The 13,983-nt window shown below is 54.5% G+C and carries 16 protein-coding genes; 11 read left to right on the top strand and 5 right to left on the bottom strand.

The features are described 5' to 3' along the window. Positions 1–2: 2 nt before the first annotated feature. Positions 3–677 carry a LysE family translocator gene (locus LG297_RS20635; protein ID WP_404423675.1) on the bottom strand — a complete coding sequence of 225 codons (675 nt, stop codon included), beginning with the start codon at positions 675–677 and terminating at the stop codon, positions 3–5. Positions 678–758: 81 nt separating this feature from the next. Here LG297_RS20635 and LG297_RS20640 point away from each other — a divergent pair, with 81 nt between their 5' ends. Further along, positions 759–1,676 (top strand): LysR substrate-binding domain-containing protein, encoded by a 918-nt coding sequence (locus LG297_RS20640; RefSeq protein ID WP_404423677.1) that lies wholly within the window; start codon positions 759–761, stop codon positions 1,674–1,676. Between the two features lie 102 nt (positions 1,677–1,778). Further along, on the top strand, positions 1,779–2,312 hold the full coding sequence (locus tag LG297_RS20645) for an MgtC/SapB family protein (protein WP_404423679.1): 534 nt from the start codon (positions 1,779–1,781) through the stop codon (positions 2,310–2,312). A 10-nt stretch (positions 2,313–2,322) separates the two neighbouring features. Here the strand turns inward: LG297_RS20645 and LG297_RS20650 are convergent, their stop codons facing one another. Together LG297_RS20650 and LG297_RS20655 are read right to left on the bottom strand one after the other, a co-directional pair. Then, positions 2,323–3,363 carry a LacI family DNA-binding transcriptional regulator gene (locus LG297_RS20650; protein WP_404423681.1) on the bottom strand — a complete coding sequence of 347 codons (1,041 nt, stop codon included), beginning with the start codon at positions 3,361–3,363 and terminating at the stop codon, positions 2,323–2,325. A 53-nt stretch (positions 3,364–3,416) separates the two neighbouring features. Continuing rightward, positions 3,417–4,748 carry a GH1 family beta-glucosidase gene (locus LG297_RS20655; protein ID WP_404423683.1) on the bottom strand — a complete coding sequence of 444 codons (1,332 nt, stop codon included), beginning with the start codon at positions 4,746–4,748 and terminating at the stop codon, positions 3,417–3,419. A gap of 228 nt (positions 4,749–4,976) precedes the next feature. Between LG297_RS20655 and LG297_RS20660 the strand changes: the two genes are divergently transcribed. From LG297_RS20660 to LG297_RS20675, 4 genes are all read left to right on the top strand, one after another. Beyond that, on the top strand, positions 4,977–6,221 hold the full coding sequence (locus LG297_RS20660; RefSeq protein WP_404423685.1) for an ABC transporter substrate-binding protein: 1,245 nt from the start codon (positions 4,977–4,979) through the stop codon (positions 6,219–6,221). A gap of 78 nt (positions 6,222–6,299) precedes the next feature. Continuing rightward, entirely contained in the window at positions 6,300–7,229 is a 930-nt protein-coding gene (locus tag LG297_RS20665; protein WP_404423687.1) for a carbohydrate ABC transporter permease, read from the top strand. Positions 7,230–7,231: 2 nt separating this feature from the next. Beyond that, positions 7,232–8,086 (top strand): carbohydrate ABC transporter permease, encoded by an 855-nt coding sequence (locus LG297_RS20670; protein ID WP_404423689.1) that lies wholly within the window; start codon positions 7,232–7,234, stop codon positions 8,084–8,086. Positions 8,087–8,091: 5 nt separating this feature from the next. Then, positions 8,092–9,165, top strand: a complete 1,074-nt coding sequence (locus LG297_RS20675) for an ABC transporter ATP-binding protein (RefSeq protein WP_404423691.1) — start codon at positions 8,092–8,094, stop codon at positions 9,163–9,165. Positions 9,166–9,199: 34 nt separating this feature from the next. Here the strand turns inward: LG297_RS20675 and ddpX are convergent, their stop codons facing one another. After that, a complete protein-coding gene (gene ddpX, locus LG297_RS20680; protein ID WP_404423693.1) occupies positions 9,200–9,757 on the bottom strand; it encodes a D-alanyl-D-alanine dipeptidase in 558 nt (185 codons plus the stop codon). Between the two features lie 19 nt (positions 9,758–9,776). On the opposite strand from ddpX, the gene tsaB reads away from it, so the two are divergent. Both tsaB and LG297_RS20690 read left to right on the top strand, forming a co-directional pair. Beyond that, complete coding sequence (gene tsaB, locus LG297_RS20685; protein ID WP_404423695.1) at positions 9,777–10,595, top strand: tRNA (adenosine(37)-N6)-threonylcarbamoyltransferase complex dimerization subunit type 1 TsaB; 819 nt, start codon at positions 9,777–9,779, stop codon at positions 10,593–10,595. Continuing rightward, the gene (locus LG297_RS20690) at positions 10,592–11,131 is read left to right on the top strand and encodes a GNAT family N-acetyltransferase (protein ID WP_404423697.1); all 540 of its coding nucleotides are present in this window, start codon (positions 10,592–10,594) and stop codon (positions 11,129–11,131) included. Before tsaB ends, LG297_RS20690 begins: the two co-directional genes overlap by 4 nt. A gap of 104 nt (positions 11,132–11,235) precedes the next feature. On the opposite strand, the gene LG297_RS20695 is transcribed toward LG297_RS20690, so the two are convergent. Continuing rightward, complete coding sequence (locus tag LG297_RS20695) at positions 11,236–11,481, bottom strand: sulfurtransferase TusA family protein (RefSeq protein WP_404423699.1); 246 nt, start codon at positions 11,479–11,481, stop codon at positions 11,236–11,238. A 195-nt stretch (positions 11,482–11,676) separates the two neighbouring features. On the opposite strand from LG297_RS20695, the gene LG297_RS20700 reads away from it, so the two are divergent. From LG297_RS20700 to LG297_RS20710, 3 genes are all read left to right on the top strand, one after another. After that, on the top strand, positions 11,677–12,099 hold the full coding sequence (locus LG297_RS20700) for a Fur family transcriptional regulator (protein WP_404423701.1): 423 nt from the start codon (positions 11,677–11,679) through the stop codon (positions 12,097–12,099). 164 nt (positions 12,100–12,263) lie between these two features. Then, a complete protein-coding gene (locus LG297_RS20705; protein WP_404423703.1) occupies positions 12,264–13,055 on the top strand; it encodes a GNAT family N-acetyltransferase in 792 nt (263 codons plus the stop codon). Further along, positions 13,052–13,954: a lysophospholipid acyltransferase family protein gene (locus LG297_RS20710; protein ID WP_404423705.1), complete on the top strand. Its 903-nt coding sequence runs from the start codon at positions 13,052–13,054 to the stop codon at positions 13,952–13,954. The genes LG297_RS20705 and LG297_RS20710 overlap by 4 nt, the downstream gene beginning before the upstream one ends. Positions 13,955–13,983: the final 29 nt, after the last annotated feature.

A 13,983-nucleotide genomic window follows, 5' to 3' on the forward strand; every position in this document is an offset into this window, starting at 1 on the left:
ATTCAGTTGGTGCCTGTTAGTAGCTTGATGCCAAGTCCGGCAAGGCACAATCCCACACCACGTTCAATCCAGATTTTAATAGCTGCGATGCGCGCTTGCACCGAAGGCAGTGTCAACGCGACCGCGACCAGCGCAAACCAGATCATGTGGCATGCCGCGATATAGAAACCGTAACCGATTTCCATCAAAACCGGTGTATCAGGTGAAATCATCTGACTGAACAACGAGACGATGAACAGCATCGTCTTGGGGTTAAGGGCGTTGCAGGCAAAACCGATCCAGAAAGCGGATCCGTTCCGTTTTTGATCTGCTTCCGGTCTGTTGGTGCTTTTGTTTGTCATTCGAGTCTGAAGTGCTGCGGGTCTTTTCGAAAACAAAGCCCGAATATCGGGCCAAAGTGCGGATATCCCCAACCATATCAGATAGGCAGCACCCAGATAGCGCAAGCTGGTCAGAACCCAGACATTACTTGCAAATACAACGCCAAGCCCGATCAGTGTATAGACCAAATGTATTGAAACACCGCTGCCGATGCCAATCGCGCACAGCACACCAGCACGACGACCACGTGTAAGCGCAATACGCGTCACCATGGCGAAATCGGGTCCGGGGCTGATGACTGCAAGAATGGTGATGATGGCGACGGCAATGACTTCGATCTGGGCAATGGCAGGCATGTTTGTGTTCCTTGATCTGTGAGCGCATTCAGTATCAAATTGGAAAGATCGTCAGAGAATCGAAAATTCATGGGATATTTTGTGAGTAATATTCACATAAAACGCAATCTGCCCCCGCTTACATCCCTGCCCGCATTTGAGGCCGCAGCGCGGCTTCAAAGCTTTTCCCGTGCGGCCGAAGAACTGCATCTGACCCACGGTGCGATCAGCCGTGCGGTGGCGCAGATAGAGGAACGGCTGGGTATTGATCTGTTTGTTCGGCGCAACCGGCGTGTCTGGTTGACCCCGGCAGGCGAAAGGCTTTTCAAGTCGGTCGTAACAGCGCTGGACGGGCTTGATGGCGCGGTCGAAGAAATTCACCGCCATGACAGCGCATCACCCATCTTGTCGGTATCGTGCGAGCCCAGCCTTGCGATGCGCTGGCTGATGCCAAGGCTGGGCGTGTTTCGCGAAGCCAATCCTGACTTGAATATCGATCTCAGGTTGGCTGGTGGGCCGGTTGATCTGCTGGTCGAGGGATGCGACCTGGCGATCCGGCGGGCCGATTTCGGTATTGCCGAGGATTACGAGGTGACCCGCCTTTGGCCGGAATTTGCCGGGCCGGTTTGCGATCCGGTTTGCTGGGAAGACATGCTGGTTCGTGATTTGTCCAATGCCCGATGGTTGCACAGTCGCACGCGGCCGGATGCCTGGGATATTTGGAAACGGGCAAGCGGGAACAATAGCAGCCCGGCAAGCGAGCAATATTTCGACCATTTCTTTTTTACGCTTCAGGCCGCCGTCAATCGTTTGGGGACTGCAATCGGGCCTTTGCCGCTGGTTTATGATGATCTGATGGCTGGCCGTTTGGTTGCGCCGCACGGTATGGCGCCTACCGGCTATGACTATGTCCTGATTACATTGGATAGACCGGGACGCGACCCGCGGATTTTGCGATTCTTTGACTGGCTGATGGCCGAAGCCAAGGGGATTGAAAGCGGGGTCGTTCCACAGGCCTGATTGATATCGCGGTGCCCGATTTGCTGTTGGCGGAACAATGCGCGAACAGGAGGCGTTTCGGTCTGTATATCAAACAGATTGAAACGCGAACTGGATATGGGCATGACCGACCTTCCTTATTTTGCAACGGCTGAACGCTATTTCGATATCGGTGTGATCGATATGGTTTTGCGGTTGTGTGCGGCAACCGTGATCGGAATAGTGATCGGGTTGAACCGTGATGTGAATGGCAAACCGACGGGCATGCGCACATTGGCGCTGGTTGCGCTTGGTGCGGCGGTAGTGTCGGTTGTGGCGGTCCATTTTCAGGATCTGATCGATCATCCAGATGCATTGTCGCGCGTAGTGCAGGGGATTTTGCAGGGCGTTTTGACCGGGATCGGCTTTATCGGGGCGGGTGTGATCCTGCGTCAGCCAAAGGATATGTCGGTCAGTGGCCTGACTACGGCGGCCACCGTCTGGATTACTGCAGCCCTTGGCATCGCATGTGCCCTTGCGGCTTGGCATGTGGTGGTGATTGCGACGGTTCTGACGCTGATTGTCCTGATTGTTTTAAAACCGGTCGAGCTGATGCTGGTTCGCCTTCTGGGCAGCGAGCAAATCGTCGAGGATATCAAGGAAGACAAACAGGGATAGTCGGGGCTGATCAGAAATCCTCACCCTCGCGGAAGGCGGCAAGATCGTCGATTCGTCGATAGGGTAAAAGCGTTTGCAGCTCTTCTGCCGGGGTGCCGGTCATCAGGCTGTGCAGATGTTCCGACAGCACTTTGCCGACCTTGCGTTGTGGCTGATAGTAATAGGCGAGCTTCTGTCTGGAGAGCATGCGAAACGGCATGCCGCCAAAGCCGACAACACCGATCCCGTCACGGATCGTATCCATGCCCAGTTCCAGCAATGCTTCGAGGGCACCGATCATGGTCATCTGACTTGCGCAGACCACGGCAGTAGCATCGCGCTGATCGGTCAGCAGGCGGATGGTGGCTTCGCGGGCCGTGCGGACGGAAACATCCGATGTCATCCAGATCAGGCTTTCGGGATCAAGTCCTGCCTCGATCATGGCACGGCGCGCACCGCGTTTGCGATATCCGAAAAAGGTCAGGTCTTCTGGCGGATCAATCATGCCGATTTTGCGGTGGCCATCATCAATCAGGCGTTTAACCGCATCATATGCCGCCTGTTCATCATCGTGATCGACAAAGGCATGCGGGGTTAAAAGTTCCGTTCGGCCAAAACTGACAAAGGGAAAGTCATGTTGCAGGCAGTATTTGGCGCGGCTGTCCTGCAGGGTCGTGCGCGAAAATACAACCGCGTCGGCCATATGCTGCGTATGAACGCGCCGCACGGGTTCAAGCGGGTCTTCGCTGCTGGTCTGGGCCAGAACGACCAGTGAATAATGATCTGCTTCCAGGCCTTTTGCCAGACTTTCAACCTGGGCCAGAAAGCCCGGGTCGCCATAATCGCCGACTTCAGGGGAATAGAGGATCGAACAGACCTGCATCGTCTTGCCGGTGCGCAGCATAACGCCACGGGCATCGGGGTGATAACCGATTTCGGCTGCCGCGGCCTTGACGCGCGCGACTGTATCGGGTTTGACCTCCGGCCCGTCTTTCAATGCACGAGATACCGTTGTGACCGACAGGCCAAGACGGTCAGCAATAGTGCGAAGGTTCGGGCGGGAGGCTGACATATACAGGTCCGTTCATCTATTCTTTCGCGGACAATCTAATCGCCCGTTTGCGGTTAAGGCAATGCGTTGCTTTCGATCACGCGCCGCATGAAGTCATAAGACGCCTTTGGCGTCCGTTTCAGCGTGTTGTAATCGACATGCACCAATCCGAACCGTTTTTCATAGCCATAGGCCCATTCGAAATTATCAAGCAGGGACCAAGGCATATATCCCTGCACATTTGCGCCTTCGTCAACGGCGCGCAAAAGGGCTGAGAGATATTCACTGTAATAGGCAATGCGGTCCTGATCGTCGATATAGCCGTTATGGCCGGGAACGTCCGTGAAGGCGCCACCATTTTCGGTCACGAAGACCGGCGGGTTGCCATAGTTTTCCTGCAGGATTTTCATGGTGCGATAGAAGCAATCGCCGTCAATCGCCCAGCCCATTTCTGTGCGGCGGAAATATTTTGGCGGTTCGGCATGTTTGAACGGCCAGGCGCGGCCTTCGGTGGCTTCGATATAGCTTGGGAAATACTGGTTCAGGCCCTGAAAATCGACATTGGTCTTGATTACTTCAAGGTCGCCATCCTGAATGTGCGGTTCCATCCGATCGATAATCAGATCGGGGTATCGACCGTAATAAACCGGATCAAGGAAGATACCATTCCATTTGGCTTCGAACAGATCAACCAGATGGGCATCCTGTTCGCGCCGATGCGGCAATGTATAGGCCTTGTGCATCGGCAAAACGAATCCTACCGGTGCATCCGGATAATGATGCTTGATTACGCGGGTCGCCCGCGCATGGCACATATTCAGATGATGGGCGACGCGCATCGCTGCGCGCGGATCGTTAATGCCCGGTGCGTGGCGGCCTTCTTCATGGCCGACCCATGCAACTACATTGGGTTCGTTGAAAGTTACCCATGATTTGACCCGGTCACCAAATTGCGTCACCAGCAGTTCGGTATAATCGCCAAACCAGTCGACGATATCGCGATTGGTCCAGCCGCCGCGGTCCTGCAATGCCTGCGGCAAATCCCAATGATAAAGACAAAGCCAGGGATCAAGACCGCGTTCACACATCCCGTCAATCAGCCGGTCGTAAAACGCTATGCCGGTTTCATTAACTTCGCCGGTGCCATTAGGAATGACACGCGGCCACATCACCGAAAATCGATAATGCTTCGCGCCAAGCTCCCTGATCAGGTCCAGATCCTCGGCCCAGCGATGATAGTGGTCGCAGGCAACACTGCCGTTATCGCCATTGGCAACCCGGCCCGGGGTCGCACAATAGGTGTCCCAGATGCTGTCGCCGCGCCCGTCGTCGCTCGCACCGCCTTCGATCTGATAGCTTGAGGTCGAGACACCCCAGCGGAAACCGTTGGGAAAAGGTTTGATCATGATTGTTTCCTTGCCCTGTTACGGATCGCATTCGTTGGCAGATCCAAATTCGTAACGTTTCGGAAATTTCGGCAAAAAAATAATGCCGGATCGATTTCGCCTTATTATGGCCGGGTTTTGTTGATTGACAAGAGCGAATAAAGCGCTTATCAAAAAAATCGAAACGTTACGAATTTTCGACCATCAAGAAGTCGGGCGCGAACGTATCCATTAGGGAGGACATCCGTTATGAAGAAATTTTCAAAGGTCGCTGCACTCGCGACATTTCTGAGCGCCGGTGTTTCTGCCGGTGCACTTCACGCCCAGACTGCCGAAGTTCTGCACTGGTGGACCTCGGGTAGCGAACAGGCTGCTTTGGCTGAAATTCGTGTGGCTTTCGAGGCGCAGGGCGGCAAATGGGTCGACACGCCGATTGCCGGTGGCGGCAATGCCCGCGCGGCTGCGGTCAACCGCATGCTGGGCGGCGACCCGGCGACTGTTTTCCAGTTTTCCATCGGGCAGCAATTGCGTGAACTGGCCGATCAGGGGCTTCTGGCCGATGTGAATGCGGTGGCCGAGGAAGAAAACTGGGATGAAAAGCTGCCGCCACTTATCGTTCAGGCGGCAAAATATGATGGTGATTATATCGCCGCCCCGATCAACATCCATGGTGAAAACTGGATGTTCTACAACAAGGAAGCGCTTGAAAAAGCCGGAATAGAGGTTCCGAAAAGCTGGCCGGAATTTATTGATGCGGCCAAAAAGCTTGAAGATGCCGGTATTGTCCCGATCGGTCTTGGCGGACAGCCGTGGCAGGAACGTATCCTGTTTAACAGTGTCCTTCTGGGCGTTGGCGGGCGTGAATTTTACGCCCAGCTATACAGCACGCTGGATGATGAACTTCTGGCATCCGACACCATGCGCAAGGTGTTTGAAACCTTTGCAGCGCTTAAACCCTTTGTCGATGAAGCGAGCCCGGGCCGGAACTGGAACGAGGCGACCAATATGGTCATTCGTGGCGACGCGGCGTTTCAGTTTATGGGTGACTGGGCCAAGGGTGAAATCATTGCTGCCGGGGTCGAACCGGGTACAACGGTTGGCTGCGCCTTCGCCCCGGCTGTCGACACCGCCTATATCATGACGGTTGATGCCTTTGCCTTTTCCGCCATGGATGGTGACGAAGCCCAAGCTGCCCAGCAAAAGATGGCGCAGGTCATGCTTGAACCTGACGTTCAGATTGCCTTTAACAAGAAAAAGGGCTCGATCCCTGCCCTTCTTGATGTGCCGGGCGATAGTTTTGACGCCTGTGCGCAAAAAGCCATGACCACCCTTCAGGACAAGGAAACCCATCTGGTAAGCACCGGCCTGTTTGGTGTTCCAAGTGCCGTTTCCGGGGCAATTGATGACAGTATCTCCAATTTCTGGAACAGTGCTGACATGAGCCCGGAACAGGGGCAGGAAGAATTCCGTCAGGCGATTTCCTACGCCAAGTAAGGCGACCGGAATGACACGACTTTGCAGGTGCGCCGCTGCGTCATGCAGCGGCGCTTTTACAAAGAAGCGAGATTATTCATGGCCGAACCGGTACAAGGTGCGTTGAAAACTTCGCATGACGGCAGGCGGCGCTGGCGTCCGCAATGGACCGCCAAAGTGGCGCTGATCCCTGCCATGACGATCACCATCGTCTGTTTTTATGGCTTTATTATCTGGACCTTTGTGATCTCGCTGACGCGCTCGCGTCTGTTGCCGGTATATAAATTTACCGGGTTCGATCAATATGTGCGCCTGTTTGCCAATGAACGCTGGTGGACAGCGATGCAGAATATCGCCATCCACGGTTTCCTGTTTATCGGCGGATGCATTGTGTTCGGCTATTTGCTGGCGATCCTGATTGATCGCGGGATCAAGGCCGAGGGCATGTTTCGCACGGTTTTCATGCTGCCACTTTCGATGTCTTTCATCGTTACCGGCGTAATCTGGCAATGGGTGATGAATCCGGGTTTGGGGCTTCAGGATGCCGTGCGCGAACTGGGCTGGACCACGTTTGAATTCAACTGGATCGTGCGTCAGGACCGGTCGATCTATACCCTTGCTATTGCCGGTATCTGGCAGCAGGTGGGGCTATGTATGGCGTTGTTCTTGGCGGGGTTGCGTAATGTCGACCCCAATATCTGGAAAGCATCCCGGGTTGATGGCATCCCGGTCTGGCGGGTCTATCTGCATGTGATTACGCCGATGATGCGGACCGTGTTTTTTACGGTCTTTATCCTGATGAGCGCGATTGTCATGAAGGCCTTTGACCTCGTCGTCGCGCTGACCGGTGGCGGGCCGGGTTTTTCATCGGATTTGCCGGCGAAATTTGTGGTCGATCATATACTGAACCGGCAGGAACTGGGCCTTGGTGCGGCAGGTGCATTTGTATTGCTTTGTACCGTGATCGCAGTCATTTCACCTTATATCCATTTTGAATTGCGTAAAGCACGCGACGGAGGGGGGCATTGATCATGCGATATAACCGTCTTGCGCTTTATGGGATGCTGGGGGTTGCTGCCCTGATGATTTTGGCACCGGTTTTCATCATGGTGTCGACATCCCTTAAACCGATGGATGAAATCCGCGATGGCAGTATCTTTGCCCTGCCAACGGAACCAAGTTTTGACGCGTGGCGCGAAGCATGGTCTGGCGATTGTAATCAAACTGCAGGCGGAAATTGCGGTGGCCTGTCATCCTCCTTCCTGACATCGGTGAAAATCGTCATTCCGGCTCTGTTTCTGTCGGTCGGACTTGGTGCGGTTACCGGCTATGCCCTGGCAGCATGGAAAATGCGTGGGGCCAATCTGATGTTTGCAGCCCTTCTGGTTGGCATGTTCATCCCGCCGCAGGTCACCCTTTACCCTCTGATTATCATGGTGCGTGAATTGGGGATATTCGGTTCTATTCCGGGGCTTGTTCTGGTGCATGTCATCTGGGGCATTGCCTTTACCACCATGATGTTCCGCAATTTTTTCAAAACCGTTCCGCAGGATTTGCTCAAAGCCGCCCGGATTGACGGGGCCGGGTTCTGGCCGTTGTTCTGGTATGTGATGCTGCCTTTGTCGTTGCCGATCCTTGGTGTGGCGATGATTTTGCAGTTCACATACATCTGGAACGATTTCCTTCTGGGCCTGACATTTGGCGGACGGTCCGGGCAGCCGATGACGGTTGCGCTTAACAACCTTGTCGGATCGCAGTTCGGCGAGAAGCAATATAATGTCGATATGGCTGCCACCATGCTGACCGCGCTTCCGACATTGGCGGTTTACCTACTGTCGGGGCGTTTGTTTGTTCGTGGGATTGCGGCTGGTGCAGTGAAAGGATAACGGACATGAACGGTGTTGAATTACGTGGGGTGACCAAGGCCTATGCCGGTCTGACCGTGATGAACGACATCAATCTCGAAATCGAGGATGGTGCGTTTCTGGTTCTGTTGGGGCCGTCGGGATGTGGCAAGTCGACGATCCTTAACATGATTGCCGGGCTGGAATCTGTGACAGGCGGGTCGATCCATATTGCGGGGCGGGACGTGACGGAACTTGAACCCGATGAACGCGATATCGCGATGGTGTTCCAATCCTATGCATTGTATCCGACCATGTCGGTGCGCAAGAATATCGGTTTTGGCCTTAAAATGCGCGGCATGCCCAAGGCCGATATCGAAAAGCGTGTCGATGACATTGGTGAACTTTTACAAATCACCCCGCTTCTGGATCGCAAACCGTCACAATTGTCCGGCGGGCAGCAACAACGTGTGGCAATTGGTCGTGCGCTGGTGCGAGAGCCCTCGGTTTTCCTGTTTGATGAACCGTTATCGAATCTTGATGCCAAGCTGCGCGCTGATATGCGTGTAGAACTGAAACGTCTGCATGAACGGCTTGGTCGCACGATTGTCTATGTCACCCATGACCAGATCGAAGCCATGACGCTTGCGACCAAGGTGGTGGTGCTGGACAAGGGTTCCATTCAACAAGCCGACACACCGGAAAATGTTTATAGACGGCCAGCCAACAAATTTGTCGCCAGCTTCGTCGGGGCTCCAACCATGAATTTCATCGATGGCAAGCTGGTACAGGATGGCGATGGTATTGCCTTTGATGGCGGATCGGGTCAATTGCCTTTGGCCAGCATGCCAGGTCGTGCGCGTGACCTGATCGGACAATCCGTGACATTGGGCGCACGTCCCGAACATCTGATGTTTGATGATCTAGGGGCCAATGCGCGCGTCCTTCTGGCTGAGCCGACCGGGCCCGATCAGTATGTCCGCCTTGCGGTTGCGGGATCGGAAGTCACCGCGCGCACCGGCCCCGAACAGCATTTCAGTTCGGGCACCGATGCCCGGATCATGGTTGACGGGGCACGTATATCGCTGTTTGATCCCGAAAGTGGCCGGGCGGTCCTTTAGGCACGAAATTCCGTATTCAGGAATCCGGCGGGTGCTATTTCATCATGCTTTCCGGCAGGGAACTGTCGGAAAGCAGCGGGTATTTGTTGCGCGCATTGGGTAACTGATAGTGCCACCATTCATGATTGTAATACTCGAACCCGGCGCTGACCATGATGCCAAGCAACAGCAAACGGTTGGTTTCAGCGTCTTTTGAAAGCCCGTCCGCTCCGTGATAGGACCGGATATGCATTTCATCAAACCCTGCCCCCATATCCAGTTCCTTGCCGTTTTCGTCCAACAGCGTTAGATCAATGGCAACACCACGGCCATGTGGCGATCCAAGATCGGGATTGGCGATAAAATCGGGATTGGGTGTATGGTTCCAAAGAGCCCGCTGGGCTTCTTGTGGGCGGAAGGCATCCAGAATGCGAATGCGTTTACCGTGACGTCGTGCCATGGCGACAGCCTTTTTCAGGCAGTCCGCCGCATCACGATGAAGATAGCAGGCAGGCCGTGAATAGATCGGTGCCCCGGTGAAATTGCGATCCGTGGCATAAACAATATCAATTTCGACATCATATTCTTGTGGCGTAATTTCGACCAGCGCCATTGCCGGAGGCCCCCTGTTCTTGTCGTTTACCGATTACATCAAAAAAATGCTGACCGGTCAGTTGCGTAACAATCCCCATAGCGCAGATCAGACCGCATCGCAAACGTCATCCGGGGCCATTGAAAAAACAGGCCCGACGCTTTTGGCTATCGATACTGCGTCAACATCGCTTTCAACCGCCGTTCTCATAAATGGCTTAGTCAAGGGCGAGCTTTACGAAGACATGGAACGCGGTCAGGCCGAAAACCTGATGGGTTTCATTGTCAAAAGTCTGGATCAGGCGGGTATCGCCTTTGATGAAGTAGATGGTATTGCGGTGACCGTTGGACCTGGTGCCTTCACTGGTATGCGGATCGGGCTCGCCACGGCACGTGCGCTCGGCCTTGCGCGTAAAATTCCGGTGGTCGGTGTCAGTTCGCTTGAGGCGGTGGCCTATGGCGTTTCCGAACGTGATCAGCAGGGACGAAATATTCTGGTGGCACTCGACAGCAAGCGGAACGAAATTTTTGCCCAGGCTTTTGATGGCAAGAAGCGCCCGCTCAGTGCGCCGGAATGTGTTGCACCTCGACAGGCTCTGATGATGGCCCCACCGGGCGATACGCTTCTGGCCGGTGATGCGACCCCGCGTCTTTTGACCGCCGCCGCCCACGCGCCCGATGCGTTTTATGATTGCACCGCGCCAGGATTACCACGGGCGGGTAATGTGGCACGGATCGCAGCGGCGCGTTGGGAAACGGATGAAAACCTGCCGCCGGTGCCAATGTATCTGCGCGCACCCGATGCCCGCCGGATCGAAGATCAGGGGCCGGGAAAAAACAAATCGGCAGAAGAAATATGACCCCCGCTTCCCGCCAACAGAAGCCTGCGGACGGAATTGAAATCGTTCCCCTGACAGCGGCGTTCTGTCCGCTTGCCAGTGCGATTCATGCCGAAGGGTTCGAAGATCAGGATCACTGGTCGGCGGACGAGATGATCGCACTGCTTGATGTGCCCGGTGCCTTCGGGTTTCTGGCCTTTGCGCCCGGGAACCCGGCGGAAAACCGGCTTGATACGCCGCTTGGCTTCATCCAGATGCAGGCCGTGCTGGACGAGGCGGAAATCAACACCATTGTTGTCGCAAAAGAAGCGCGTAAACGCGGTGTTGCCAGAAAACTGCTGTCTGCAACCTTTGATCGCTTGCGCGAAACCGGTGTCGGCCGGGTTTTACTTGAAGTGGCCGACGATAACGCTCCGGCAATAGCGCTATATCGTTATTGCGGTTTTACCGAGATCGGGCGGCGCAAAAAATACTATCGTCGGCAATCGGGCAGGCAGGTTGATGCACTTGTCATGGAACGCGATCTTGGTTCTTGCGTTTTGGGTTGGGGCGACTGATGCAAGCTGGATGCATTCTATTTGAATATATCCACATCAAATGTGTGGTTTTGATCGCCAAGCTGTTATAGTCTAAGCCCCGATGACGATGCGCCGGATATAGTTCAGCCTTTTCGTATCGTTAAACGATACGTGTCCGGTGCGTTGGCAAGTTCGACAAGATCAATGACGGTGTCGCCCATTTCAGTGACAGAACGCGGAACGTTTTTTAACGGTTCGCCAGCGCCTAGTGTGACTTCCAGAATCTGACCCTGTGTCATGGTTTCGAGTTTCAGCCGGGTGCGGACAAACGTCATCGGGCAGACATCGTTGGTGATGTCGATCTTATGATCGGGCGTGATATCGTCCATATATTGTCTCCTGATGGGCCCCGGAAACGTGAAGTAGCGTTTCATCGGGCAGGAGGCAAGCCGGAGAGAACAAAATATCGTGATTTGTACCTTGCGATATGTGACAGTTTTCTCGATATTTAGCCCACATGAGAGCAAGAGCCTGGGAGCATCCTGGCTTGGGGACAGGCGGAACCGGAAACGAGAAACAAGACTATGCTTGCAGAATCAACCATCGAGCAAAAGTGCATCGACGCGGGTCTGAAAATGACCGGCCAACGCCGGGTGATTGCCCGAGTCCTGTCGGAATCTGAAGACCATCCCGATGTGGAACTCGTTTATCGCCGGGCGACGGAAATTGACCCGAAGATTTCGATCGCCACCGTTTATCGGACCGTTCGCCTATTTGAAGAGGCGGATATCCTTGAAAAACACGATTTCGGCGATGGCCGTGCGCGTTACGAGGAACTGACCGAAGAACATCACGATCACCTGATCGATATGCGGTCCGGTAGCGTGATCGAGTTTTCGAACGAAAAAATCGAAAAGTTGCAGGAAGAGATCGCCAGAGAGCTTGGTTTCAAGCTTGTTGGTCATCGACTGGAACTTTATGGCGTTCCGATGAAGGACGAAAAGTAACCGTTTTCTGACGAAAAGGTTGCAAAAAACGCAGATTTAGGCCACCTGTTCTTACTGAGCGGGTGGCTTTTCATATTCCTGTTACGCGTTCTTAACAAAGCCTTCACTCGCCCTTAACGCAAATCTTGCGCAAAATCTGTGCAGATGAACGAAAGGGAGTTGCGATGAGCGACGATCGACAGCAGCGGCTAGAGGTGCGCCTCGCCGAGACAGAGGATGAAATCCTCGCAAGTCAGAAACTTCGCTACAAGGTGTTCTACGAAGAACGCGGCGCAAAGCCGAGTGCCGAGATGGCTGCGGCCGAGCGCGACTTTGACCATTACGATCCCCTGTGTGACCATCTGCTGGTAATCGATCATAATCGTGGTCAGGGGCCTGACGGGGTTGTCGGGACCTATCGTTTGTTGCGTCAGTCAGTCGCCAATCAGCATGGCGGTTTTTACAGTGCCGATGAATATCACATCCAGTCGATGCTGGACGCGGTTCAGGGCAATGGCGAGATCATGGAACTTGGCCGTTCCTGTGTCGAGGAAGCCTATCGCACGATGCCGACCCTGCAGCTTCTCTGGCAGGGTATTGCTGCCTATGTCTTCAAATACGACATCAAGCTGATGTTTGGCTGCGCATCGTTCCATGGCACCGATCCGGATGCCTTTGGCGATGTTCTGACCTATCTGCATCACAACCATCTGGCACCCGAAGAAATGCGTCCGCGTGCGGTCGAAGGTCGATACGAGCCAATGGCGCGCACGACGATTGATGCGATTGATGCCCGACAGGCGCTTCGTGATCTGCCGCCATTGATCAAGGGCTATTTGCGACTGGGTGGTTTCGTCGGTGACGGTGCGGTGATTGATCATCAGTTCAATACCACTGACATCTGTATCGTGTTACCGACAGAGAAGGTGACGGATCGTTACTACAAGCATTATGAGCGGACCGCGAGGGTATCGTGAACTGTTATGCGTGTGCAGCCATACGGCTGTTGGCCTATGCACTGCTGACTTTGGTGTTGCTGCCGATACAGGTGGTAGCCATCGCTTTTCGGTTGCGTCTGGCGGATGATCTGCCGCGGTTCTATCATGCACTGTGCCTGAAGATTCTGCATATAGAAGTCCGCGTTTCCGGCGCGGAACTGCTGGACGGGCCGGGCATCATCGTGGCCAATCACGCATCTTATCTCGATATTCCGGTACTTGGTGCCTTTGTTCGCGGCAGTTTTATCGCCAAGACCGAGGTGGCCAGCTGGCCGATTTTCGGAACACTCGCCAAATTGCAGCGGTCAACTTTTGTCGAACGTCGTCCGGTGCGTTCACGCGAACAGAATGACCAGATTTCCCAACGTCTTGCCGACGGGCACAAGCTGATCCTGTTCCCCGAAGGCACCAGCAACGATGGCAATCGTGTCCTGCCTTTCAAATCGACCCTGTTTGGTGTTGCCGAACGCACCATGCCTGATGGTTCCCCGGTTAAGGTTCAGCCGGTATCGATTGCTGCAACTCGCCTTGACGGTGCCCCGATCGGGCGTGATTTGCGGGCATTATATTCCTGGTACGGCGATATGGACTTGGCACCGCATTTATGGCAGTTTCTGGCGCTCGGTAAAGTAACGGTTGAGCTGGTTGTTCATCCGGCCGTGACTCTGGCTGATGCCGGGTCGCGCAAGGAACTTGCCCGGATGTGTGAAACAGCTGTTGCGCGTGGACATCACGCAGCACTGACCGGCATGCATCAGGGCGTTCCGGTTCCGCTGATTGACAATGGGCGCTCGGGTGACCTGATCGGCTTTTCGCCGCTGGCCGTCGTTTCAGAGGATTTTCGTCTGTTCGGACCGGATCGTCAGTTCGGCTCCTGACCGTTTTGCCGTATAATCGGGTTGTGTGA

It is taken from the genome of Thalassospira australica (assembly GCF_044790785.1).
Lineage (GTDB): Bacteria > Pseudomonadota > Alphaproteobacteria > Rhodospirillales > Thalassospiraceae > Thalassospira > Thalassospira australica_A.

Coding starts and splice junctions, on each gene's coding strand:
- LG297_RS20650 (WP_404423681.1), bottom strand. CDS start 3,363: ATGTCAGCCTCCCGCCCGAACCTTCGCACTATTGCTGACCGTCTTGGC.
- LG297_RS20690 (WP_404423697.1), top strand. CDS start 10,592: ATGACCCCCGCTTCCCGCCAACAGAAGCCTGCGGACGGAATTGAAATC.
- ddpX (WP_404423693.1), bottom strand. CDS start 9,757: ATGGCGCTGGTCGAAATTACGCCACAAGAATATGATGTCGAAATTGAT.
- LG297_RS20635 (WP_404423675.1), bottom strand. CDS start 677: ATGCCTGCCATTGCCCAGATCGAAGTCATTGCCGTCGCCATCATCACC.
- LG297_RS20675 (WP_404423691.1), top strand. CDS start 8,092: ATGAACGGTGTTGAATTACGTGGGGTGACCAAGGCCTATGCCGGTCTG.
- LG297_RS20695 (WP_404423699.1), bottom strand. CDS start 11,481: ATGGACGATATCACGCCCGATCATAAGATCGACATCACCAACGATGTC.
- LG297_RS20700 (WP_404423701.1), top strand. CDS start 11,677: ATGCTTGCAGAATCAACCATCGAGCAAAAGTGCATCGACGCGGGTCTG.
- LG297_RS20705 (WP_404423703.1), top strand. CDS start 12,264: ATGAGCGACGATCGACAGCAGCGGCTAGAGGTGCGCCTCGCCGAGACA.
- LG297_RS20665 (WP_404423687.1), top strand. CDS start 6,300: ATGGCCGAACCGGTACAAGGTGCGTTGAAAACTTCGCATGACGGCAGG.
- LG297_RS20645 (WP_404423679.1), top strand. CDS start 1,779: ATGACCGACCTTCCTTATTTTGCAACGGCTGAACGCTATTTCGATATC.
- LG297_RS20655 (WP_404423683.1), bottom strand. CDS start 4,748: ATGATCAAACCTTTTCCCAACGGTTTCCGCTGGGGTGTCTCGACCTCA.
- LG297_RS20660 (WP_404423685.1), top strand. CDS start 4,977: ATGAAGAAATTTTCAAAGGTCGCTGCACTCGCGACATTTCTGAGCGCC.
- LG297_RS20670 (WP_404423689.1), top strand. CDS start 7,232: ATGCGATATAACCGTCTTGCGCTTTATGGGATGCTGGGGGTTGCTGCC.